Origin of the sequence: Methylorubrum rhodinum, assembly GCF_014199935.1 — a bacterium.
Classification (GTDB): domain Bacteria; phylum Pseudomonadota; class Alphaproteobacteria; order Rhizobiales; family Beijerinckiaceae; genus Methylobacterium; species Methylobacterium rhodinum.
Genome location: NZ_JACHOP010000024.1, coordinates 65,148 through 86,077 on the forward strand (window position 1 = coordinate 65,148; position 20,930 = coordinate 86,077).

Below are 20,930 nucleotides of genomic sequence, written 5' to 3' on the forward strand. Positions count from 1 at the left end.
ATTTCGCTTATCGATCAAGGCTTAAGCAGATTGCCTATGCCTTGGGCATGCCGAAAATTAACACATGTCCGCGAGACTCCGCCTCGATTCCGCGGTGACGCCACGGACCGATTCGCGTCCTCACGTCACGGCCTCACCGCACGGGCCCGACATCATGACCCTGACGATCCACGAAGATTTCGCCCTGATCGCCGCCGACTGGTTCTGGGAGACGGACGCCGAAGGGCGCTTCAGCCATGTCTCGACCGAGGCCGAGCGCTTCCTCGGCCGACCGGTCGCCGCCGTGCTCGGGATCGCGCGCCGGGCCCTGGCCCAGGAGACGGACGGCGAGGCCGGAGCCGACGGGTTGCCGGCCTACCACGACGCGCTCGCCGCGCGGCGCCCGTTCCGCGACCTGACCTATCGCTACCGCCATCCCGACGGCGCCCCGCGCTGGTTCGAGATCAGCGGCCGCCCGCGCTTCTCGGCGGAGGGCGCGTTCCTCGGCTATCGCGGCGTCGGCAGCGACGTGAGCGAGCAGCACCGCACCCGCGACGCGCTGATGGCGGCCCATGCCGAGATCAGCGAGCAGAACCGGCTCTTCGACGCGGCGCTGGAGAACATGAGCCAGGGCCTGTGCCTGTTCGATGCCGGGCACCGGCTGCTGGTGTGGAACCGGCGCTATCTCGAGATGTTCGGGCTGGCGGCGGACGCCCTCCAGGTCGGCATGAGCCAGCGGGCGGTGATCGAGCTGCTGGTGCGCCTCGGACGCTACCGGAGCGAGGCAACGGTCGATTCGGTCAGCGAGGGCACGCGCACCTCGCTCGCCGCCGAGGGTCCGAAATCGCTGATGCGCGAACTCGCCGACGGGCGGATCATCGCCGCGACCCACCGGCCGATGCCGGGCGGCGGCTGGGTCGCGACCTTCGAGGACATCACCGAGCGGCGGCGCAACGAGGCCCGCATCATCCACATGGCCCGCCACGACGGGCTGACCGACCTGCCCAACCGCACGGCGCTCCGCGAGGTCGGTGCCGAGCTGCTGCGCCAGGTCCACGAGGCCGGCGCGGGGCTCGCGGTGCTCTGCCTCGACCTCGACCGGTTCAAGCCGGTCAACGACAGCTTCGGCCACGCCGTCGGCGACGGCCTGCTCAAGGCGGTGGCGGCGCGGCTGCGGACGAAGGTGCGCGGGCGCGACGTGGTCGCCCGGCTCGGCGGCGACGAGTTCGCGGTGCTCTACGCGGTCGACGACGCGGACGGCGCGGCGGCGCTCGCCCAGCGCCTGATCCGGGCCGTCAGCGCCCCCTACCGGCTCGACGGCGTCACCGCCGAGATCGGCATGAGCGTTGGCATCGCGCTCGCCGGTCCCGACGCGGGCGGCGGGCACGACATCGAGCGCCTGCTGAAGGAGGCCGACATGGCCCTCTACGAGGCCAAGGCCGAGGGCCGCGGCACCTTCCGCCTGTTCGAGCCGAAGATGGACGAGACCGCCCGCGAGCGCCTCGTGCTGGAGCGCGAATTGCGCGAGGCCCTCCGGGACGGCCTGTTCGAGCTGCACTACCAGCCGCTGGTCGATCTTTCCGACGACCGCATCAAGGGCATGGAGGCGCTGGTGCGCTGGCGCCATCCCGAGCGGGGCCTCGTCAGCCCGGCCCTGTTCATCCCGCTCGCCGAGGAGACCGGCCTGATCGTGCCCCTCGGCGCCTGGGTGCTGGCCCAGGCCTGCCGCGACGCCGCCGGCTGGCCCGGCGGGATCAGCGTCGCGGTCAACGTCTCGCCGATCCAGCTGCGCCATCGCGGCTTCGCGCAGGGCGTGCTCGCCGCGCTCGCGGGCAGCGGGCTTCCGGCGACCCGGCTCGAACTGGAGATCACCGAGAGCGTGCTCCTCGACGACACCGAGGCCAATCTCGAGACGCTGCACACCCTGCGCCGGCTCGGCGTGCGCATCTCCATGGACGATTTCGGCACCGGTTATTCCTCGATCAGCTACCTGCGCCGCTTCCCCTTCGACAAGATCAAGATCGACCGCTCCTTCGTGCGCGACTGCGCCGCGAGCCCGGATGCCGGCGCGATCATCCGCGCCATCGTCAGCCTCGGCGAGAGCCTCGGCATCACGACGCTGGTCGAGGGCGTCGAGACCGAGCCGCAGCTCGCCGCCGTCCGGGCCGAGGGCGCGCGCGAGGTGCAGGGCTTCCTGTTCAGCCCGCCCCGGCCCGCCGACGAGATCGCGGCTCTGCTCGCCGCGCAGGACGTGGCTCTGCTCGCTGCGCAGGACGTGGCGACGATGGCGGCGTGAACGCCGTATCGACCGTCCGGGCGGCGGGTCGAAATGTTAATCGGCGGAACATGACGGCGCGAGCCTTCGTTGCCCTCCCGACCGGCCGAACCCGACGCAGCGTCGGGACGCGCCACGGACACGGGAGACGCGCCATGAGCAGCACCGTCGACAAGATCAAGGGCCTCGCCAACGAGGCCGCGGGCAACGTCAAGCAGGGCATCGGCAAGGCCACCGACAACGAGCGGCTCCAGGCCGACGGCAAGGCCCAGGAGGTCAAGGGCGAGGGCCAGCAGCTCAAGGGCGATGCCAAGAAGGCCGCGGGCGACGCCGCCGACGCGGTGAAGGGCAAGGTCTGATCCGAGGCCGGGCGAGGGCTCCAGGCTCTCCGCCCGGCGAACCGCTTCGCCCCGGACACGTTTTCCGCTCCATCGACGGAACGAACCGGGCAGCTTGGCAATTCTTCAAGCCAGAACGGACCTTTAGGAGGATACCATGATCGGTTGGGCTGTTACCTTCCTCGTCGTCGCCCTGGTGGCCGCGCTGCTCGGCTTCGGCGGCATTGCCGGCACCGCCATGGAGGCGGCCAAGATCGTCTTCTTCGTCGCCATCGCGCTGTTCCTGATCTCGGCGGTGATGGGCGCCGTGCGCGGTCGCTCGCCGCGGCTCTGACGACGACAGTGTAGCCCGGGCCCCTCGGCCCGGTTCAGGAGAGGCGGCCCTCGGGGCCGCCTTTTCCTTTTGCGCGGCCCCTCGCTCTGCTAAGGGGCCGGGATGACCGACACCACAGACCCCACCCAGCCCGCGCCCGCGGAAAAAGCTGCCGCGCCTGCGGAAGCCGCCGCCGCGCCCGAGGGCGAGCGCATCGCCAAGGCCATCGCACGCGCCGGCATCGCCTCGCGCCGCGACGCGGAGGCCCTGATCGAGGCCGGCCGCGTCACCCTGAACGGGCAGGTGCTGGCCTCGCCCGCGATCAACGTGACGGATGCCGACCGCATCACCGTCGACGGCGAGCCGCTGCCGGCCCGCGAGCGCACCCGGCTGTGGATCCTGCACAAGCCCCGCGGCGTCGTCACCACCGCCCGCGACCCCGAGGGGCGCGCCACCGTGTTCGACGGCCTGCCCGACGACCTGCCCCGCGTCGTCGCCATCGGCCGGCTCGACATCAACACCGAAGGCCTGCTGCTGCTCACCAACGACGGCGGGCTCGCCAAGGTGATCGCCCACCCCGACACCGGCTGGCTGCGCCGCTACCGCGTGCGCGCCTTCGGCGACGTGAACCAGGCCGACCTCGACAAGCTCAGGAAGGGCGTGACCGTCGACGGAATGGAGTACGGCCCCGTCGAGGCGACGCTGGACCGGGCGCAGGGCGACAACGTCTGGCTGACGCTCGGCCTGCGCGAGGGCAAGAACCGCGAGGTCAAGCGCATCCTCGAACATCTCGGCCTGTCGGTGAACCGCCTGATCCGGCTCTCGTTCGGGCCGTTCCAGCTCGGCGACCTCGAAGTCGGGCTGGTGGAGGAGATCCGCACCAAGGTGCTCAAGGAGCAGCTCGGCAAGACGCTGGCCGAGGAGGCCGGCGTCGATTTCGAGAGCCCGGTGCGCGAGGCGATCGCCCCGTTCGGAAGCCCAAAGAAGGCGGCGAAAGCCGCCGCCCGCGGGGCGGAGACCGAGCGCCCGGCGCCGCGGGCGCGCAGCGCCGGCGCCCGCCCGCCGCGCGACCCGGCCCGTCCCGCCGCGCCGGCGCGGGGGGCCGTGCGCGCCCCGGCAAAGCCGCAGCGCGCCGCTTCGCCCACCGTCTGGCGGGCGGACGACGAGGATCGCCCCCGCGCCGCGAAGGTGCCGCGTCGCGGCGGCGACCCCAAGGCCGCCCGCGCGGCGGCGGCCGAGCGCGGCCGCGAGCGGGTCGGCGCCATCAAGGCGGTCGGCGAGCGCCGGGTGCTGGTGGAGCGGCTCAAGGCCTCGCCCGAGGCCCCGGCTCCCGAGCCGCACCGCCGCGTCCGCTTCCGCAACCACGAGGAGGGCGCCGAGCGGCCGGAGCGCCGGCCGCGTGAGGATCGTCCGGAGCGGGGCGACGCGCGTTCGGCCGCGCCGCGCCGGGCGCCCTCGGGCGATGCCCGCCCCCGCCGCCGCGACGAGGACGGCGCCTCCGAGCGCCGCGGCCCGCCCCGCGAGCGCGGCGAGGGCGAGGGCCGCCCCCCGCGGGAGCACGGCGAGGGCGCGCCCCGCCGCGAACGGTCCTTCGATGCCGGCGCTCCGGAGCGCCGCGGCCCCCCGCGCGACCGGCCGCGGCCCGAGCGGTCGGCCGACGGCGAGCGTCCGGCCCGCGCCCCGCGCGGCGACACCCGCTCCGAAGGCCGGCCCGAGCGCGGCGGCTTCAAGGGCGGCGGCAAAACCGTCGGCGACAGGCCCGCGGGTGGCAAACCCTTCGGCGGCAAGCCGGGCTTCAAGGGCGGCGCGCGCCAGGGCGAGGCGCGCGACGGCGCCAAGGGTGGTGGGTTCAAGGGCGGCTTCAAGGCCGGCGGCGGCGGTCGTCCGGGCGGCGGGTTCAAGCCCGGCGGTGCGCGGCCGGGCGGCTCTCGTCCCGGCGGTGCGGGCGGCGGCGGCCGGCCCGGCGGCAAGCCCGGCGGGTCCCGCGGCGGTGGGCGTCCGCCGCGCGGCGGCGCCTGATGCGGCCGGCCGGAGCGGCTGACACGCCGTGAGGATCGTCGGCGGGGATTGGCGGGGGCGCCGGCTCGCCGGGCCCAAGGGGAACGGCATCCGCCCGACCTCCGACCGCCTGCGCGAGGCCCTGTTCAACGTCCTGGCCCACGCCTACGACGACCCGGTCGAGGGCGCGACCGTGCTCGACCTGTTCTCCGGCACCGGCGCGCTCGCCTTCGAGGCCCTGTCGCGGGGCGCGGCCTTCGCGCTCCTCGTCGATGACGGCCGCGAGGCCGGCAACCTGATCCGCGACAACCTCGCGGCGCTCGATGGCCGGGCTCGCGCCCGCCTGATCCGCCGCGACGCGACCCGCCTCGGCCCCAGCGCCGACCCGCCCGCGACCCTGATCTTCTGCGACCCGCCCTACGGCAAGGGTCTCGCCCCCGCGGCGCTCACCGCTGCCGCCAAGGGCGGCTGGCTCGCCGTGAGCGCCCTCGTCCTCGTCGAGGAGGTGGCGAGCGCCGGCCCGGTCCTGCCCGAGGGTTCTTTTCGTGAGTTGGAGCGGCGGAGCTACGGCGAGACCGCGGTGACGTTCGCGCGGTTCGAGGGGTAGGCGAGCCGCGCGGTTCCGGTCCGCGATGGCGCCCGCGACATCGGCCGCTCGGCACATGATGCCCCTTCCCGGCCCGCTGCCCTATCTCGGTCGGGCACGCCCGCGAAGGAGGCCCCATGCCGATCTCCCGCCGAACGCTTCTGCACGGGGCGGCGCTCGCCGCCGCCGGGGCCGGATTCAAAGGTCCCAACTCCGCCCGCGCCGCCGAGGAGGCGCTGATCGCCCGGCCGATTCCCGACTCCGGCGAGCGGCTGCCGGCGATGGGGATCGGCACCTCGCGCCGCTACGAGGTCGCGGTGACGCCGGAGGCGACCGCGCCCTTGCGCGAGGCGGTGGAGCGCTTCGTGGCGCTCGGCGGCACGGTGATCGACACCGCCCCGAGCTACGGCACCGCCGAGGACGTGCTCGGCGTGATCCTCGAAGGCTTACGCGAGAAGATCTTTCTGGCCACCAAGGTCGCGGCGACGGGGCGCGAAGCGGCGGTGGCCGAGACCGAGCGCTCGTTCAAGCGCCTGCGCACCGATAAAATCGACCTGATCGCCGTGCACAACCTGATCGACACGGAATCGAACCTCGCGATCCTGCGCGGGCTCAAGGAGAAGGGCCGCATCCGGTATGTCGGCGTCACGGTCTGGCGCGACGACCAGTTCCCGGCGCTGGAGACGGTGCTGAAGAACGAAAAACTCGACTTCCTCCAGGTCAACTACGCCCTGGACAGCCGCAAGGCCGCCGAGCGCGTCCTGCCGCTGGCGGCTGAGCGGGGCGTGGCCGTGATGGTCAACGTGCCGTTCGGCCGCGACCGGCTGTTCACCGCCGTGAAGGGCAAGCCGGTGCCGGATTTCGCGCGTGAGTTCGGCTGCGCGAGCTGGGCGCAGTTCTTCCTGAAATACGTGTTGGGCAACGAGGCCGTCACCTGCCCGATCCCCGGCATGGCCAAGGCGCAATACGTCGAGGACAACATGGGCGCCGCCCGCGGGCGCGTGCCGGACGCCACCGAGCGGCGCAAGATGGAGGCCTTCATCGATGCGGTCTGATGCTTTTGCGCGGCGCGCGGTACTCGCGCTCCTGGCGAGCACCCTCGCCTATCCGGCTGTGGCGCAATCCGAAAATCCCAGAAGAATCGGGATCGTCGGCGCGGGCAATATCGGCGGCACCCTCGGGCGGCTCTGGCTCAAGGCGGGCTACGAGGTGTTCTTCTCCTCGCGCCATCCGGACGAGCTGAAGGCCTTGATCGAGGAACTCGGCCCCAAGGCGCGGGCCGGCACCCCGGCCGAAGCGATTGCCTTCGGCAACGCCGTGCTGATCGCGGTGCCCTACAAGGCCTATCCCGAACTGGGGAAGGAGAACGCCGCCGCGCTGAAGGGCAAGGTGGTGATCGATGCGGGCAACGCCGTGAAGGCGCGCGACGGCGACATCTACGACGAGGTGGAGAAGAACGGGATCGGCGCGGTCTCGGCCAAATACCTCGCGGGCGCCCGGATCGTGCGGGCCTTCAACGCGGCCAACTACAGGATCTTCCTCAAGAATGCGGGGCGCCCCGAGCCGCGCATGGCGGTGCCGATCGCGGGCGACGACCCCAAGGCCCTCGACACCGCCCGCACGCTGGTGAGCGATGCCGGCTTCGATCCGGTCGTGGTCGGCGAGTTGGATGCAGCCAAGAAATTCGCGATGGGCTCGGCCGGCTTCGGCCATGAGCTGTCGGCGACGGAGCTGAAGGCGAAGCTCGGGGTCGCGCCTTGAGCCTGTCCGCCCGGCTCGCGCGCCTCGTCGATATGCGGCCGGGCGAGGGGCCGGCTCTGGCGTGGTCCTGGGCCTACATCTTCGCGCTGCTGGCGAGCTACTACGTGCTGCGCCCGATCCGCGACCAGATGGGCGTGGCGGGCGGCCTGGAGAACCTGCCCTGGCTGTTCCTGGCGACGCTCGTCGGGATGCTGGCGCTCAACCTGCCCTTCGCGTGGCTGGTCAAGCGCCTGCCGCGGGCCCGCTTCGTGCCGCTGACCTACCGTTTCTTCATCCTCAACATCCTGATCTTCGCCGGGCTGATCGCGGTCACCGAGGGCGAGACGGCGCTCTGGGTGGGGCGCGCCTTCTTCGTCTGGCTGTCGATCTTCAACCTGTTCGTGGTCTCGATCTTCTGGGCCACGATCGTCGACGTGTTCACCACGGAACAGGGCAAGCGGCTGTTCGGCTTCATCGCCGCGGGCGCCACGCTCGGGGCCATCTGCGGCTCGGCGGTGACCGCGACGCTCGCCCGCGACGTGCCGACCTGGGTGCTGCTGGTTGCGGCGGCGGCTTTGCTGGAGGCCGCGGTCTTCGCCATGCGGGGCTTGGCCTCCATCATCGGGCGCCTGCACGCGGTGCCGGAGGCGTCCCGCGCGGGCGAGACCATCGGCGGCGACGTGTGGGCCGGCGTCCGGCGCACGCTCGCCTCGCCCTACCTCCTCAATATCGCTGGGTTCCTGATGCTGTTCTCGGTGACGGCGACGTTCCTGTATTTCGAGCAGGCGGCGGTGGCCAAGCGGAGCTTTTCGGATCGGGGCGCGCAGACCGCCTTCTTCGCCACCGTCGATCTCGCGGTGAACGCCCTGACGCTCGGCGTGCAGCTGTTCTTCACCGGCCGCATCGTGCGGCGGCTCGGCGTCGGCGTGACGCTGGCGCTGCTGCCGTTTGCGAGCATCGTCGGCTTCGCCGCGCTCGCGCTCTCGCCGACGGTCGGCGTGGTGGTGGTGGTCTATGGGCTGCGCCGGGCCGGCAACTTCGCCATCGCGAGACCGATCCGCGAGGTTCTGTTCACGGTGGTCCCGCGGGAGGATCGCTACAAGGCGAAAAGCTTCATCGACACGGTGGTCTATCGCCTGGGCGATCAGGTCGGCGCGTGGTCCTATGCCGGGTTGTCGACGCTGGGCTACGGCGGCCACGCGGCGGCGATCGTCGCCGTGCCGCTCTCGGCGGCGTGGCTCGCCAACGCGCTCTGGCTCGGTCGGGCGCAGGTGGCGCGGCAGCGAGAAGCAGAGCGGGAGGATGCCCTCCCCCCGGCGGGCCGGGAGGAGGGCGCGGCCGTCACGCGCTGATCGGCGCGCGAGGTCAGTTCGTCGCGGTCTGGCCCTGCGTGCCCGAATCGTTCGGGCAGCGCGGATGGCCGCCGGTGGTCGGGGTGGCGCCGGAGGTCAGGGTGATCGTGTCGGTCTGGGCCGGCGGCACGAGGCCGAGGGTGGTGCGGATGCGCCACGCCACCGAGTGGTCGGCGCAGGCGGTGTCGCCGGAGACGCCGACGCCGCCGACCTTGGTGCCGCGGGTGTAGAGGCCGAGGCCGCCGCCGAAGGTGATGGTGCCGCCGACGCGCCGGCCGATCATCGGATCCTGCGCCGTGCCGAAGAGGCCGACATTGCCCTCGTAGGCGCCGGTCGAGTCGAGCACGTTGCCGCCCTCCAGGCCGAACAGCGGGTTGCCGCCGCTCGGGCTCGGCTGGACGAAGCCGTAGAGCTGCGCGGTGGAGAGGGGGCCCTTCGGCGCGTTGAGGCTGAGGCCGTTGGCCGTGAAGGCCTTGGCCGCGGCGATCTGGCGGCTGAGCAGCCACTGCGCGTAGACGTCGGCCCCCGAATACGCGACGGCGCAGACGGTGCCGGCGCGGTTCACCACGACCGCCCAGTAATCGTTGTTGAGGCCGGTCGAATCGGCGGCGGCCGCCTGGGTCACTGCGGACTTGAGATTGGCATAGGTCACCGGGCAGTCCGGTGCGGCCGTCTGTGCCGCGGCCGGGGCTGCGATCGAGATCAGCATTCCGGCAAGAAGTGCGCCTCCGAGGACTGTGGCCGTCCCGGTCCGTTGCTTTGAATAAGACATTTCCCAACCCTCTGTTGGGCTCCGCAGAGCCGGCTCCGCGAATCGAATCGTCGCGGAGTCATGACCGACTACCACGGAGATGTATTTTCGCAAATATTCACCGTTAACCGCGGATTAAGATTTTGCCGATTTACGGAAATGGCTGTCTTTTGATTTATCCGTGTCTGTAGAGATATCGTCGAATAATAGCATCCCTGTCCGGACTCACGATGAGTCCGGTCCCGCCAACCTGCCCGCGGCGGCGCCGCGAAGAAACGTCCGTCGTCGCGCCCCTCCTATCCCGACCACTCCACGACGAAGTACGGCGCGAGCTTGGCCGGCGCCCGGGTGATCACCGCCTCGGCCCGGCGCGCCGCGCCCGCGCCGCAGCGCGCCTCCAGGCGGATGCGGTGCGCGCCGCCGCCCTTGGTCGCGACGAAGCTCTCTTGCGCCTTCAGCAGCGGCAGGATGCGCGCCGGCCCGTCGGGGCGGCGGCGCAGGGCGAGGATCTGCTGGGCGAGGGTGGCCCGCATGCCCGGCAGCGCCAGCAGCACCGGCAGAGGCGCGCTCGTCACGTCGACCTTGCCGCCGGGATTGTTGACGGTGACGAGCGGGGCGAGCGCCTCGGCCTCGGCGGCGGTGATTCCGGCAAGCCAGCGCAGCTCGCCGATGCTGCGAAACCCCTCGCGGCGATGGGGGCGTGCGTTCCCCTCGGGCGTGCGCAGGGCGGCACCCGGGGAAGACTGTCCGTCCTTGGGCTCGTAGCGGTCGCGCCACGCCACGACCCGCGCCGAAAAATCCTCCGGCCGGAGGCTGCGCCCGCCGACGGCGCGGTAGGCGGCGGCGAGCAGGGCCGGATCGGCGCCGTTGAGGTCGATCCGCCCCGCCTCGTCGGTGACAGACAGCGTCACCATGCCGGAATCGAGCCGGATCTCCTGGCCGTCGATCAGGGCCGGGGGCACCTTGAGGGCGTAGAGTTCGTAGGCCGCGAGATCGAGCCCGGCCCGCACCAGCCCGTCCAGCGCAAGGTCGTCGGACTTCGCCTGCACGCCCTCGAAGGCGGCCCGCACCAGCACGGTGGTGCCGCCGAGCAGGCTCGCCAGCAGCGCCATGACGCCGAGCACCGCCACGAGGATGAAGCCGTCGCGCCCGCCCCTGGCCGTCGTCGCGCGCATGGTCAGTTCCGCCTCTGGGAGGCGGCGCGTTCCTGCGTCACCGCGTTGAGGATGGCGCCGACCGCCGCGTCGTCGTCGGCCCCGCCCTCCTCGGTGCGGCTGCAGTAATGCGTGCGCGCCCGCACGCAGCCGGGCTCGGCCTCGGTCAGGACCGGCACCCGCAGGGACGAGGCGACGTCGCCGGTGCCGGGATCGGCAAGCCCCACCCGCACCGCCGCCGGCGGCGGGGCGGCCTGCGGCCACGCGTCGACGATCAACTCGGGCGTCGTGTCGCTGCGCGGGACCATATAGGCGAAGCGGATCCGCGCCGGCCCCTCGTAGAGCACCCGCTCCGGGCCGAAGGCGAGGGCGCCGGGGCCGGGCAGGCCGGGCGGCAGGGGCGCCTCGGCGCGGGTCAGGCGCCCGCCCGTCCCGTCCCCCTCGCTGCGCAGCAGCACCGCCACGGTCTCGCGCAAGGCACTGCCGTCGGCGGCGGGCCGGTCGAGGGCGAAGAGCAGGCGCCAGGGCTCGCCCGCGAAGACGAAGCGCTCCCGGTCCGGCCCGTCCCAGCGGGCGCGCGCCATCCGCCGGATGTCGCGCGACAGCGCCGACAGGCCCTGCTCGGTCCGCTCCAGCCGGGCGGTGCGCTCGGCGAGCGAATCGGCTTGGCGCAGCATCAGCCGGGTGAGCGAGCCCAGGGCGAGCAGGATCGCGGCGCTGATCGCCAGCACCGCCAGCGCCTCCACCATGAGGAAGCCGCCGCGGGCATCGCGCCGGGGGCGGCGGGCGCGGGCGGCGCTCACGGGCGGCCCTCGTCGAGATCGACCGCCGCGGTCAGGCCGTCGATCCGAACGGCGAGCAGGCCCCCCAACCCCGGACGCGCCAAGAAGATTTCGCCGCCGTTGGCGGTGCCGTCGGGGAAGAAGCGCACCCCGCCGGTCAGCCCCTCCGAGATCCGGACGGACATCCGCGGCGGCAGCGCCACGGCGCGCTCCGAGGCGCCGGAGCGCAGGATGCGTTCGGCGAGGTCGACGCGGGCGACCACCGGCACCCCGCCGGCCCGCGCCGCGTCGCGGTCGGCCCGCAGCAGGGCCATCACCTCGTAGGCCTTGATCCGCAGGGACGTGCCGCTGTCGCGGGGCGAGCGGGGGAGCGCCAGCGTCGCCACGAGGCCGATCAGCGCCAGCGCCAGCACCGTCTCCAGCAGGGTGAAGCCGGCTCGACGTTCGATTGATCGGGAGGCGGCGCGCATCGCCAACCGCGCCTCAGGGCTCGGCCGCGGCGGAGCGCGGAGGCGCGAAGCGGCGCAGGTCGATCGGCCAGCCGCCCTCCCCCGTTTCGGACGCCGTGCGGTCGATCTCCTCGGGCACGCCGAGAACGAGGGTGCGGCTGCGCCCCGCGCCTCGGGGCGGGCGGATCACCGCGTCGGCCTCCGGCCGTCCGCCTCGTCCCCCGCGCAAGGGGCGGGCGGAGAAATCCATGCCGACCTCGGATCCCGACAGGCCGGCCCGCGGCAAAGTCTGCGCGGCGCAGGGGCCGACGAGCGCGGCAGACCCCGAGCACAGGCCGAACAGGACGATCAGCGCCGGCCGCAGGGGAGTCATCGACGGGGAATCCGATGAGCGAACGATTTCAGCTATAGGCTGTGCCGTTCGGGTCGTCCCACGCACGGCAAAGCGTCCCGCCGAGAAACCGGCCGCGTGGGATTTCGGCAACATCTTGGGGCGCCGGTCGGAATCCCTCGAATGAGGTATGGGCCGGCCCGAATGTCTGTCCGTATACAGTCTTGAGGCCGAGGCGCGTGCCGGATCGCGCGCTTCGTCCGCCTCTTTACGGCTGCGGCATCGCGGCGCGTGGCTGTTCCGGAGCGTATCCGGACATAGAACGGAAACATGGCCGAGGTCCGGTGGCCCCGGCTTCGCCATTGCCCTCAGCCCCCGCCCAAGGTCCGGCATGGGTCTCGTCCAGTACGCGCTCAAGTTCCGCATCACGACCTACGTGCTCGCCGTGCTGATGATGCTCGGCGGCGTGGGCGCGGTCGTCGTGACGCCGAAGGACGTGCTGCCCACCGTCGACATCCCCGTCGTCGTCGTGGTCTGGACCTATACGGGTCTGTCCGCGCCCGAGATGGAGAAGCGGATCACGACCTATTCCGAGTTCGGAATCTCCAACAACGTCAACAACATCGCCCGGATGGAATCGACGAGCCTGCAGGGCACGTCGATCATGAAGATCTACTTCGACCAATCGGTCAGCATCGATCTCGCCATCGCCCAGATCGTCTCGTCCACGAACTCGATCCGCGCCCTGATGCCGCCCGGCGTGCAGCCGCCGGTGATCGTGCGCTTCTCCGCCTCCTCGGTGCCGGTGATCCAGCTCGCGCTGACCTCGACCAAGGACAGCCTCAACAAGGTCTACGACTACGCGCAGTACCGCATCCGCCAGCGGCTGACGCAGGTGCCGGGCTCGACGCTGCCCTCCCCGTTCGGCGGCGCGCCGCGCCAGATCATGGTCGATCTCGACCTGCATGCCCTGCGCGCGCTGGGCCTCACGCCGCTGGACGTCACCAACGCCGTCACCCAGCAGAACCTGACGATCCCCTCGGGGCTGACCAAGATCGGCGAGCAGCAATACCCGGTGCAGATGAACGCGACGCCCGACGCGATCGCGAGCCTCAACGAGATGCCGATCCGGGTCGTCGGCGGCCAGCCGGTGCTGGTGCGCGACGTCGCCTACGTCCGCGACGGCGGCCCGCCGCAGGTCAACATCGTGCGCGCCGACGGGGCCGCCTCGGTGCTGATGCGGGTGCTCAAGAACGGCACCGCCTCGACGCTCGACGTGGTCAACAACCTCAAGGCGGCTTTGCCCGACATCCGCGCGGCGGCCCCCGAGGGAATGGAGATCAAGCCGCTGTTCGATCAGTCGGTCTTCGTCTCCGCGGCCATCGAAGGTGTTCTGCACGAAGCCGCCATCGCCGCCGCGCTCACGGGGCTCACGATCCTGCTGTTCCTCGGCTCGTGGCGCTCGACGCTGATCGTGCTGGTTTCGATCCCCTTGTGCATCATGACCTCGCTGGCGATCCTCGCCGCGCTCGGCCAGACCATCAACGTGATGACGCTCGGCGGGCTGGCGCTCGCGGTCGGCATCCTCGTCGACGACGCGACGGTGGCGATCGAGAACACCTATCGCCTGTTCGAGGAGGGGCGCCCGTTCCGCAATTCCGTGGTCGAGGGCGCGGCCGGCATCGCCAAGCCCGCGCTGATCTCGACGCTGTCGATCTGCGCCGCCTTCGTCTCGGTCTTCGCGCTCACCGACACCCCGAAATACCTGTTCACGCCGCAGGCGATGGCGGTCGTGTTCGCGATGCTGACCTCCTACCTGCTGTCGCGCACGCTCGTGCCGGTGATGATCGACGTGCTGGTGGAGCGCGAGTACCTCCAGCATCACGGGCGCGCGGACGCGGCGCCGCGGCAGGGGCGGATCGTGCGCGCCGCGACGTGGCTGACGCGGCCGGTCTTCCGGCTGGCCGGCGGCTTCCGCCGCCGGTTCGAGGCGTGGTTCGCCGATTTCCACCGCGGCTATGTCGGGCTGCTGCACGTGGTCCTGCGCCGCCGCTTCGCGACGCTGACGCTGGTCGGCCTGCTGTTGGCCGGCACCGGCGTGCTGTTCGTCCACACCGGCCAGGACTACTTCCCGCAGGTCGAGTCGAGCCAGATGACGCTCCACCTGCGCACGCGCCCCGGCATGCGCATCGAGACCGCCGAGCAGACCTTCGCCGAGGTGCAGAAGGTGGTGCGCGAGGTGATCCCCGACGAGGAGATCGGGCAGATCCTCGACAATATCGGCCTGCCGTCGAACAACTACAACTTCGCCTTCTCCGACGGATCGTTCGTCTCGTACAACGACGGGCAGATGCTGATCGACCTGAAGGAGGGTCACGGCCCGGTCTCGGACCACATGCGTCGCCTGCGGGAAGTGCTGCACGAACGCTTCCCCGACCTGATCGTCTATTTCCAGCCCTCCGACATCATCACCCAGATCCTCAATTTCGGCGTGATCGCGCAGATCGACGTGCAGGTCTCCGGCCGCAACCTCGAGAAGGATCTGGCCGCCGCCCGCCGGATCGAGGCGCGGCTGAAGGCCATGCCCGGCCTCGTCGACGTGCATCTCCACCAGATCGTCGACGTGCCGCAATTTTTCATCGACGTGGACCGGCGGCTGGCCTCCGAACTCGGGCTAACCCAGCAGCAGGTGGCGCAAAGCCTCAACGTCTCCCTGTCCGGCTCCTTCCAGGTGACGCCGAACTTCTGGTCCGATCCGAAGACCGGCATCCCCTACCAGCTCTGGGTGCAGACGCCGGAATACCGCAACGATTCGCTGACCGCCTTGCAGAACACCCCGCTCTTCGCCCGCGCCTCCGCGACCGGCGGGTTCGGGCCCGGCGCCCTGACGCTGCTCTCCAGCGTCGCCACCATCACCCGCCAGCCGACCCAGACGGTGATCAACCACGTCAACACCCAGCCGACCTTCAACGTCTACGCCGCGGTGCAGGACCGCGACCTCGGCTCGGTGGCCCGCGAGATCGACAGGATCGTTCAGGAGGAACAGAAGGCACTGCCGGCGCCGGACAAGATCACCGTGCGCGGCCAGATCGAGAACATGCGCTCGGCCTTCTTCCGGCTCGGCATCGGGCTCGCTATCGCGCTCGTCGCCGTCTACCTGCTGATGGCGGTGAACTATCAGAGCTGGGGCGATCCCCTCGTGGTGTTGGCGGCGCTGCCCATCGCCTTCTGCGGCATCGTCGCGGCCCTGTTCGTCACCAACACGGCCTTCTCGATTCCCTCGCTGTTCGGCGCGATCATGTCGGTCGGCATTGCCTCCGCGAACTCGATCCTGCTCGTCACCTTCGCCAAGGAACACCGGGAGGCCACCGGCTGTTCGGCGTTCGAGGCCGCCATCGCCGCGGGCGAGACGCGGCTGCGCCCGGTGCTGATGACGGCGGGCGCGATGTTTTTGGGATTGATCCCGATGGCGCTCGGCACCGGCGAGGGCGGCGAACAGAACGCGGCTCTGGCCCGCGCCGTGATGGGCGGCATCGCGCTCGGCACGCCCTCGACGCTGCTGTTCGTGCCGTTCCTCTACACCCTGCTGCGCCGCGGCGCGGTCAAGCCGCTTCAGGATTATGTCTGATGCGCTCCTTTGGTGAACGCGCCGGCCGCCTGCGCATCCCCTCTCCCCGCACGCGGGGAGAGGGCCGCGACGACCCCGTCGTCGTCGCGGCGAGGCGGCAGCCGAAGGTGAGGGGGAGTTTTCGGAGGAGCCTCATCCGGCCAAGCTCCCTCACCGCCGCTTCGGCTTCGCCTGCGCTTCCTGCATGGACGACGGGGTCCATGCAGGCCTCTCCCCGCGTGCGGGGAGAGGGGGGAGCCCGACCGAGGCCGAACGATTCATACGGCAGCGGCATGATCAGAGCGTACGACGACAGGATCGGCCGGTGAGCCAGCTCGACAAGATGCCCCCCGGCGAGATCCCGCCACCCCCGCGCAAGCGCGGCTTCGTCCTCGCCGCCCTCGTGGCCGCGGGGCTGATCGCCTGGGGCGCGCACGGCCATGCCGAGCGCGCGGCCCGCGCCGAGGAGACGCAGCGCCGCCAGAATTCGTTCGTCCCGAAGCTTCGCACCGTCGAGGCCAAGCGCCTCGAAGGCCCCGTCTCGCTCACCCTGCCGGGCCAGACCGAGCCCTTCGCCACCGCCCGCATCTTCGCCCGCGCCACCGGCTACATCGCCGAGCGCCGGATCGATCTCGGCTCGCGCGTGAAGAAGGGCGACGTGCTCCTGCGCATCGCCGCCCCCGATCTCGATCAGCAGCTCGCTCAAGGAGAGGCGCAGCTCGGCCAGCTCCAGGCGCAGTTGCTGCGCGCCAAGGCGATGGTCGATCAGGCGAAGGCCAACGTGAACCTCGCGCAGGCGACGAACTCGCGCACCTCGACGCTCGCCGGCCAGGGCTGGGCCTCGAAGCAGAACGCCGACAACACCCAGGCGGGGGTGCTGTCGCAGGCCGCCAACCTCGCCTCGGCCGAGGCCGACGTGAAGGTGGCCGAGGCCAACATCAAGGCGCAGGAGGCCACCGTCGGGCGGCTCAAGGCGCTGACCGGCTTCGAGATCGTCACCGCGCCCTTCGACGGGGTGGTGACGGCCCGCAACGTCGATGTCGGCGACCTCGTCCAGGCCGATGCGGGCTCGGGCACGCCGCTCCTGTCGATGGACCGGGACGACGTGCTGCGCATCTCCGTCAACGTGCCGCAGAACGCGGCGGTGGGCGTCCAGCCGGGAATCGAGGCCACCATCAAGGTCCCGCAGATGCCCGACCGCACCTTCACCGGCAAGGTCGAGCGCTCCTCGGTGGCGCTGCTCGCCTCCTCGCGCACGCTCACCACCCAGGTCGACGTGCCGAACCCCGACCGGACCCTGCGCCCCGGCCTCTACGTCTACGTCACGCTGGCGATCCCCCGCACCGGCGCCCCGACGGTGGCGGTGCCGGCCGAGGCCCTGGTGTTCAACCAGGGCGGCACCCGCGTGGCGCTCGCCCGCGAGGACGACACGGCGACCTGGGCCAACGTCCACATCGCCCGCGACAAGGGCACCACCGTCGAGATCGACCAGGGCTTGGTCGGAGGCGAGCGCCTGATCCTCAGCCCCCCCGCCGACCTCAAGGAAGGCGGCCGCATCGCGCCCCAGCCGGAGAAGCCGACGCATTCGGCGCAGAAGTGAACCCGTTCCGACCCCTCGTCCCGAGAGGTGATCCCACCCTCCCCCTCATCCTGAGGTGCCCGCCGAGGCGGGCACCTCAGGATGAGGGGGTTGGGCGGGATCGGGGTTATCCGTCGGACTTTCGGCCGGTTGCGCGCGCCGCCCGTCTCGGCTCACATCCCGGCCGGAAACGCCCCTCACACAAGGCCACGCCATGACCGATCTCAAGACCCTGCGCAGCCTCTCCGGCTTGCCGCCGGAGCCCGCCGCGCTCAAAGGCTCGGCCCTGCTGATGATCGACCTGCAGAACACCTATCGCGAGGGCGTGATGCGGCTGGAGGGGGTCGAGCCGGCGATCCGCGAGGCGGCGGCGCTGTTGGATCGGGCGCGGGCGGCCGGCATCCCAATCTTCCACGTGCGCCACGATGCGGGGCCGGGCTCGCCCTACGACATCACCGCGCCCATCGGCCAGATCAGCGACGAGGTCGCCCCGCGGGACGGCGAGGCGGTCGTCACCAAGGCCTATCCGAGCGCCTTCGTCGGCACCGACCTCGAGGCGCAGTTGAAGGCGGCCGGCGTCGCCGACGTGATCGTGGCGGGCTTCATGACCCACATGTGCGTGAACTCGACGGCGCGCAGCGCCTTCAGCCTCGGCTTGCGCCCGACCGTCGTGGCGTCGGCCACCGCCACCCGCGCCCTGCCGGGGCCGGATGGCAGCACGGTTCCGGCGGCGGCGCTCCAGGCCGCGAGCCTCGCCGCGCTCGCCGACCTGTTCGCGGTGGTGGCACCGGACGCGAACGCGATCCGGTAGGCCCTTCCGCGTTCGGGCTGCCTCGATCGCCGCCGGCCCTGCCTCAGCCCTTCCGCGCCCGCTTCGGCCACGGTCCCTCCGGGACCGGCGGCGGCACGATCCAGTTGGTGGGGCCGGCGCGGAAGGTCTCGGGCATGGCGAGCCCGCCTTTCCGGCCGTGGAGCCAGAGGAAGACCCGCAGGGCCAGCCATGCATCCTCCAGCGCCCCGTGGCGCGCCCCGCCGCGGCGGGCGCCGATCCGGGCGCAGACGGCATCGAGCGACGAGGAGCCCGGATGGCCCCGGTCGCGGTAGGTCTGCATGGTGCAGAAGGTTCGGCCCGAGAGCGGCGGCAGGCCGCATTTGCCGAATTCCTGCCCCACGAAGCGCAGATCGAACGCCGCGTTGTGGGCCACCACCAGCGGCGCGCGGTGGAGGAAGGCGTGGATCGCCGCCGCGTGCGCCGCGAACAGGTCCTGATGGCGCAGGTCCCAATCGGAATAGCCGTGCACCGCCGCGGCATTCGGATGGCAATCCCGCCGCGGATCGAAGGCGAGGTGGATGTGGTCCAGCGCCGGCGCACCCGACGACAGGCTCGCGGTGTCGAGATGGATCGCGGCGAGCGTCACGATCCGGTCGGCGGCGCCGAGCCCCGTCGTCTCGACATCGACGAACACGACCTCCGGCGGCAAGACCTCCGGCGGCAAGACCTGCGCTGCGGCCACGGCGATCCTCCGGCACGAACCGGGGAAGGTTAGCCGCGCCGCGTCGGACCCGGCAAGGTTCGGCCCGCGCTACTCCACCGTCACGGACTTCGCGAGATTGCGCGGCTGGTCCACGTCCTTCCCCATGAAGACGGCGGTGTGGTAGGCGATGAGCTGCACCGGCACCGCGTAGACGATCGGGGCGACCACCGGGTCCACGTCCGGCATGGTGAGCGTCGCCAGCGTGTCGAGGCCGGCCGCCGCCGCGCCGCGGGCGTCGCCGACGAGGATGATCTTCCCGCCGCGCGCGGCGACCTCCTGCATGTTCGAGACCGTCTTCTCGAAGATCGCGTCGTGGGGGGCGATGACGATCACCGGCACGCTCTCGTCGATCAGCGCGATCGGACCGTGCTTGAGTTCGCCCGCCGCATACCCTTCGGCGTGGATGTAGCTGATTTCCTTGAGCTTCAGCGCGCCTTCCAGCGCCATCGGGTAGCTGGTGCCGCGGCCGAGATAGAGCACGTCGCGGGCCTTGGCGATCTCGCGGGCGAGCGTCTCGACCTGCGGCTCCATCGTGACCGATTCCGCCATCAGCCCCGGCACGGTGATGAGGGCATCGACCAGCGCGCGCTCGCGGGCGGCGTCGATCGTGCCCCGCGCCCGCCCCGCCGCGATGGCGAGGCAGAGCAGCACGGTGAGCTGGCAGGAGAAGGCTTTCGTCGAGGCCACGCCGATCTCGGGGCCGGCCAGCGTCGGCATCACCGCGGAGGATTCCCGCGCGATGGTCGAGGTCGGCACGTTGACGACGCTGAGCGTGTGCTGCCCCTGCGCCTTCGCGTAGCGGAGCGAGGCCAGCGTGTCGGCAGTCTCGCCCGATTGCGAGATGACCAGCGTCAGCCCGCCGGACTCCAGCGGCGGCTCGCGGTAGCGGGTCTCGGAGGCGACGTCGATCTCGACGGGGAGCCGGGCGATCGTCTCGAACCAGTACTTGGCGACGAGGCCCGCATAGAAGGCGGTGCCGCAGGCGGTGATCGACAGGCGCGAGAGCTTTGCGAACTCGAACGGCAGCGGGCCGGGGAGCGCGATGCGCCCACCCGCCATGTCGACGTAGTGGGCGAGCGTCCGGCCCACCACCTCCGGCTGCTCGTGGATCTCCTTCGCCATGAAGTGACGGTGGTTGCCCTTGTCGACGAGGAAGGCCTGGGTCGCGATGCGCTGGCGCGGGCGCTTCACGCTCCTGCCGTCGATGTCGCGGATCGCGGCGCCCTCGCGGGTCAGGATCGCCCAGTCGCCCTCTTCGAGATAGGTGATCTCGTCGGTGAAGGGGGCGAGCGCGAGCGCGTCGGAGCCGAGATAGGTCTCGCCCCGGCCGAAGCCGATGGCGAGCGGCGCGCCGTGGCGGGCGCCGATCAAAAAATCCTCTTCCCCCGCGAACAGGAAACCCAGCGCGAAGGCGCCGCGCAGGCGCGGCAGCGCCGCGGCGACCGCCTCCACGGCCCCAAGGCCCTGCGCCATCAGGTGGTCGACGAGCCGGGCCACGACCTCGGTGTCGGTGTCGGACTCGAACCGGGCGCCGGACCCTTGCAGCTCTTCCTTCAGCTCGCGAAAATTTTCGATGATGCCGTTATGGACCACCGCCAGCCGCTCGGTGGCGTGCGGGTGGGCGTTGGTCTCATTGGGGCGCCCATGCGTCGCCCAGCGGGTGTGGCCGATCCCGATGGCGCCGGACAGCGGCGCCTGCGACAGCTTGGTCTGGAGGTTCGAGAGCTTGCCCTCGGCCCGCCGCCGCTCGAGCCGGCCCCGCTCCAGGGTGGCGATTCCGGCCGAATCGTAGCCGCGGTATTCGAGCCGCCGCAGCGCCTCGACCAGCCCATCCGCCACCGACTCGCGCCCGACGATGCCGACGATTCCGCACATGGTCCGATCCTCAACGCCGCCCGGCCGCACACACCGCATCCCGAAACGGGACGCCGCCCCGCTCCGCCATGCTGCACTGCAAGCGACGGACCGGGACGTGCGAAACCGGGCTTGTACCGGATCGCGGCGGTACAAGGCCAGGGTTTGGATGGAGCTTTGCGACCAGGCGCCAGCCTCACCGTCAAACCTCGGCCGTCATTCCGGGGCCGCGCAGCGGAACCCGGAATCCATATGTGGACGGCCCCCTTCTCGCAAGGTTTGGAGCGGTGATCTGGTTGCGCTGACC

The 20,930-nt window shown here is 71.5% G+C and carries 18 protein-coding genes; 11 read left to right on the forward strand and 7 right to left on the reverse strand.

The window, feature by feature from the left end; all coding sequences use genetic code 11:
• Positions 1 to 154 precede the first annotated feature (154 nt).
• The 8 genes from HNR00_RS20960 (at position 155) to HNR00_RS20995 (ending at position 8,581) form a co-directional block, all read left to right on the forward strand.
• Positions 155 to 2,275: a putative bifunctional diguanylate cyclase/phosphodiesterase gene (locus HNR00_RS20960; RefSeq protein WP_183572716.1), complete on the forward strand. Its 2,121-nt coding sequence runs from the start codon at positions 155 to 157 to the stop codon at positions 2,273 to 2,275.
• Positions 2,276 to 2,409: 134 nt separating this feature from the next.
• On the forward strand, positions 2,410 to 2,613 hold the full coding sequence (locus HNR00_RS20965) for a CsbD family protein (protein WP_183572682.1): 204 nt from the start codon (positions 2,410 to 2,412) through the stop codon (positions 2,611 to 2,613).
• 136 nt (positions 2,614 to 2,749) lie between these two features.
• Positions 2,750 to 2,926: a DUF1328 domain-containing protein gene (locus HNR00_RS20970; protein ID WP_082552349.1), complete on the forward strand. Its 177-nt coding sequence runs from the start codon at positions 2,750 to 2,752 to the stop codon at positions 2,924 to 2,926.
• A gap of 102 nt (positions 2,927 to 3,028) precedes the next feature.
• Positions 3,029 to 4,924 (forward strand): pseudouridine synthase, encoded by a 1,896-nt coding sequence (locus HNR00_RS20975; RefSeq protein WP_183572684.1) that lies wholly within the window; start codon positions 3,029 to 3,031, stop codon positions 4,922 to 4,924.
• Between the two features lie 28 nt (positions 4,925 to 4,952).
• On the forward strand, positions 4,953 to 5,510 hold the full coding sequence (gene rsmD / locus HNR00_RS20980; RefSeq protein WP_183572686.1) for a 16S rRNA (guanine(966)-N(2))-methyltransferase RsmD: 558 nt from the start codon (positions 4,953 to 4,955) through the stop codon (positions 5,508 to 5,510).
• Between the two features lie 116 nt (positions 5,511 to 5,626).
• A complete protein-coding gene (locus HNR00_RS20985) occupies positions 5,627 to 6,544 on the forward strand; it encodes an aldo/keto reductase (protein ID WP_183572688.1) in 918 nt (305 codons plus the stop codon).
• Positions 6,534 to 7,250 carry an NADPH-dependent F420 reductase gene (locus HNR00_RS20990; RefSeq protein WP_183572690.1) on the forward strand — a complete coding sequence of 239 codons (717 nt, stop codon included), beginning with the start codon at positions 6,534 to 6,536 and terminating at the stop codon, positions 7,248 to 7,250. Before HNR00_RS20985 ends, HNR00_RS20990 begins: the two co-directional genes overlap by 11 nt.
• Before the next feature lie 32 nt (positions 7,251 to 7,282).
• Positions 7,283 to 8,581, forward strand: a complete 1,299-nt coding sequence (locus HNR00_RS20995; protein WP_246390884.1) for an NTP/NDP exchange transporter — start codon at positions 7,283 to 7,285, stop codon at positions 8,579 to 8,581.
• A 13-nt stretch (positions 8,582 to 8,594) separates the two neighbouring features.
• Here HNR00_RS20995 and HNR00_RS21000 read toward each other — a convergent pair whose 3' ends face one another.
• From HNR00_RS21000 to HNR00_RS21020, 5 genes are all read right to left on the reverse strand, one after another.
• Positions 8,595 to 9,233, reverse strand: coding sequence for a heme-binding protein (locus HNR00_RS21000; protein ID WP_312886092.1), 639 nt, complete (start codon positions 9,231 to 9,233; stop codon positions 8,595 to 8,597).
• 395 nt (positions 9,234 to 9,628) lie between these two features.
• Entirely contained in the window at positions 9,629 to 10,507 is an 879-nt protein-coding gene (locus HNR00_RS21005; RefSeq protein WP_183572696.1) for a type II secretion system protein GspK, read from the reverse strand.
• A gap of 2 nt (positions 10,508 to 10,509) precedes the next feature.
• The gene (locus HNR00_RS21010) at positions 10,510 to 11,289 is read right to left on the reverse strand and encodes a PulJ/GspJ family protein (RefSeq protein ID WP_183572698.1); all 780 of its coding nucleotides are present in this window, start codon (positions 11,287 to 11,289) and stop codon (positions 10,510 to 10,512) included.
• Positions 11,286 to 11,738, reverse strand: a complete 453-nt coding sequence (locus HNR00_RS21015; protein WP_183572700.1) for a prepilin-type N-terminal cleavage/methylation domain-containing protein — start codon at positions 11,736 to 11,738, stop codon at positions 11,286 to 11,288. The genes HNR00_RS21010 and HNR00_RS21015 overlap by 4 nt, the downstream gene beginning before the upstream one ends.
• Positions 11,739 to 11,751: 13 nt before the next feature.
• Positions 11,752 to 12,090 (reverse strand): hypothetical protein, encoded by a 339-nt coding sequence (locus HNR00_RS21020; RefSeq protein ID WP_183572702.1) that lies wholly within the window; start codon positions 12,088 to 12,090, stop codon positions 11,752 to 11,754.
• A gap of 349 nt (positions 12,091 to 12,439) precedes the next feature.
• Here HNR00_RS21020 and HNR00_RS21025 point away from each other — a divergent pair, with 349 nt between their 5' ends.
• The 3 genes from HNR00_RS21025 to HNR00_RS21035 all read left to right on the forward strand — a co-directional run bounded on the left by HNR00_RS21025 (position 12,440) and on the right by HNR00_RS21035 (position 18,045).
• Positions 12,440 to 15,676, forward strand: a complete 3,237-nt coding sequence (locus HNR00_RS21025) for an efflux RND transporter permease subunit (RefSeq protein WP_183572704.1) — start codon at positions 12,440 to 12,442, stop codon at positions 15,674 to 15,676.
• 322 nt (positions 15,677 to 15,998) lie between these two features.
• A complete protein-coding gene (locus tag HNR00_RS21030; protein ID WP_183572718.1) occupies positions 15,999 to 17,255 on the forward strand; it encodes an efflux RND transporter periplasmic adaptor subunit in 1,257 nt (418 codons plus the stop codon).
• Between the two features lie 193 nt (positions 17,256 to 17,448).
• Complete coding sequence (locus HNR00_RS21035) at positions 17,449 to 18,045, forward strand: cysteine hydrolase family protein (RefSeq protein WP_183572706.1); 597 nt, start codon at positions 17,449 to 17,451, stop codon at positions 18,043 to 18,045.
• Positions 18,046 to 18,088: 43 nt separating this feature from the next.
• Here the strand turns inward: HNR00_RS21035 and HNR00_RS21040 are convergent, their stop codons facing one another.
• On the reverse strand, positions 18,089 to 18,748 hold the full coding sequence (locus HNR00_RS21040; protein WP_312886093.1) for a 3'-5' exonuclease: 660 nt from the start codon (positions 18,746 to 18,748) through the stop codon (positions 18,089 to 18,091).
• Between the two features lie 69 nt (positions 18,749 to 18,817).
• Entirely contained in the window at positions 18,818 to 20,644 is a 1,827-nt protein-coding gene (gene glmS, locus HNR00_RS21045; protein WP_183572708.1) for a glutamine--fructose-6-phosphate transaminase (isomerizing), read from the reverse strand.
• Positions 20,645 to 20,930 lie beyond the last annotated feature (286 nt).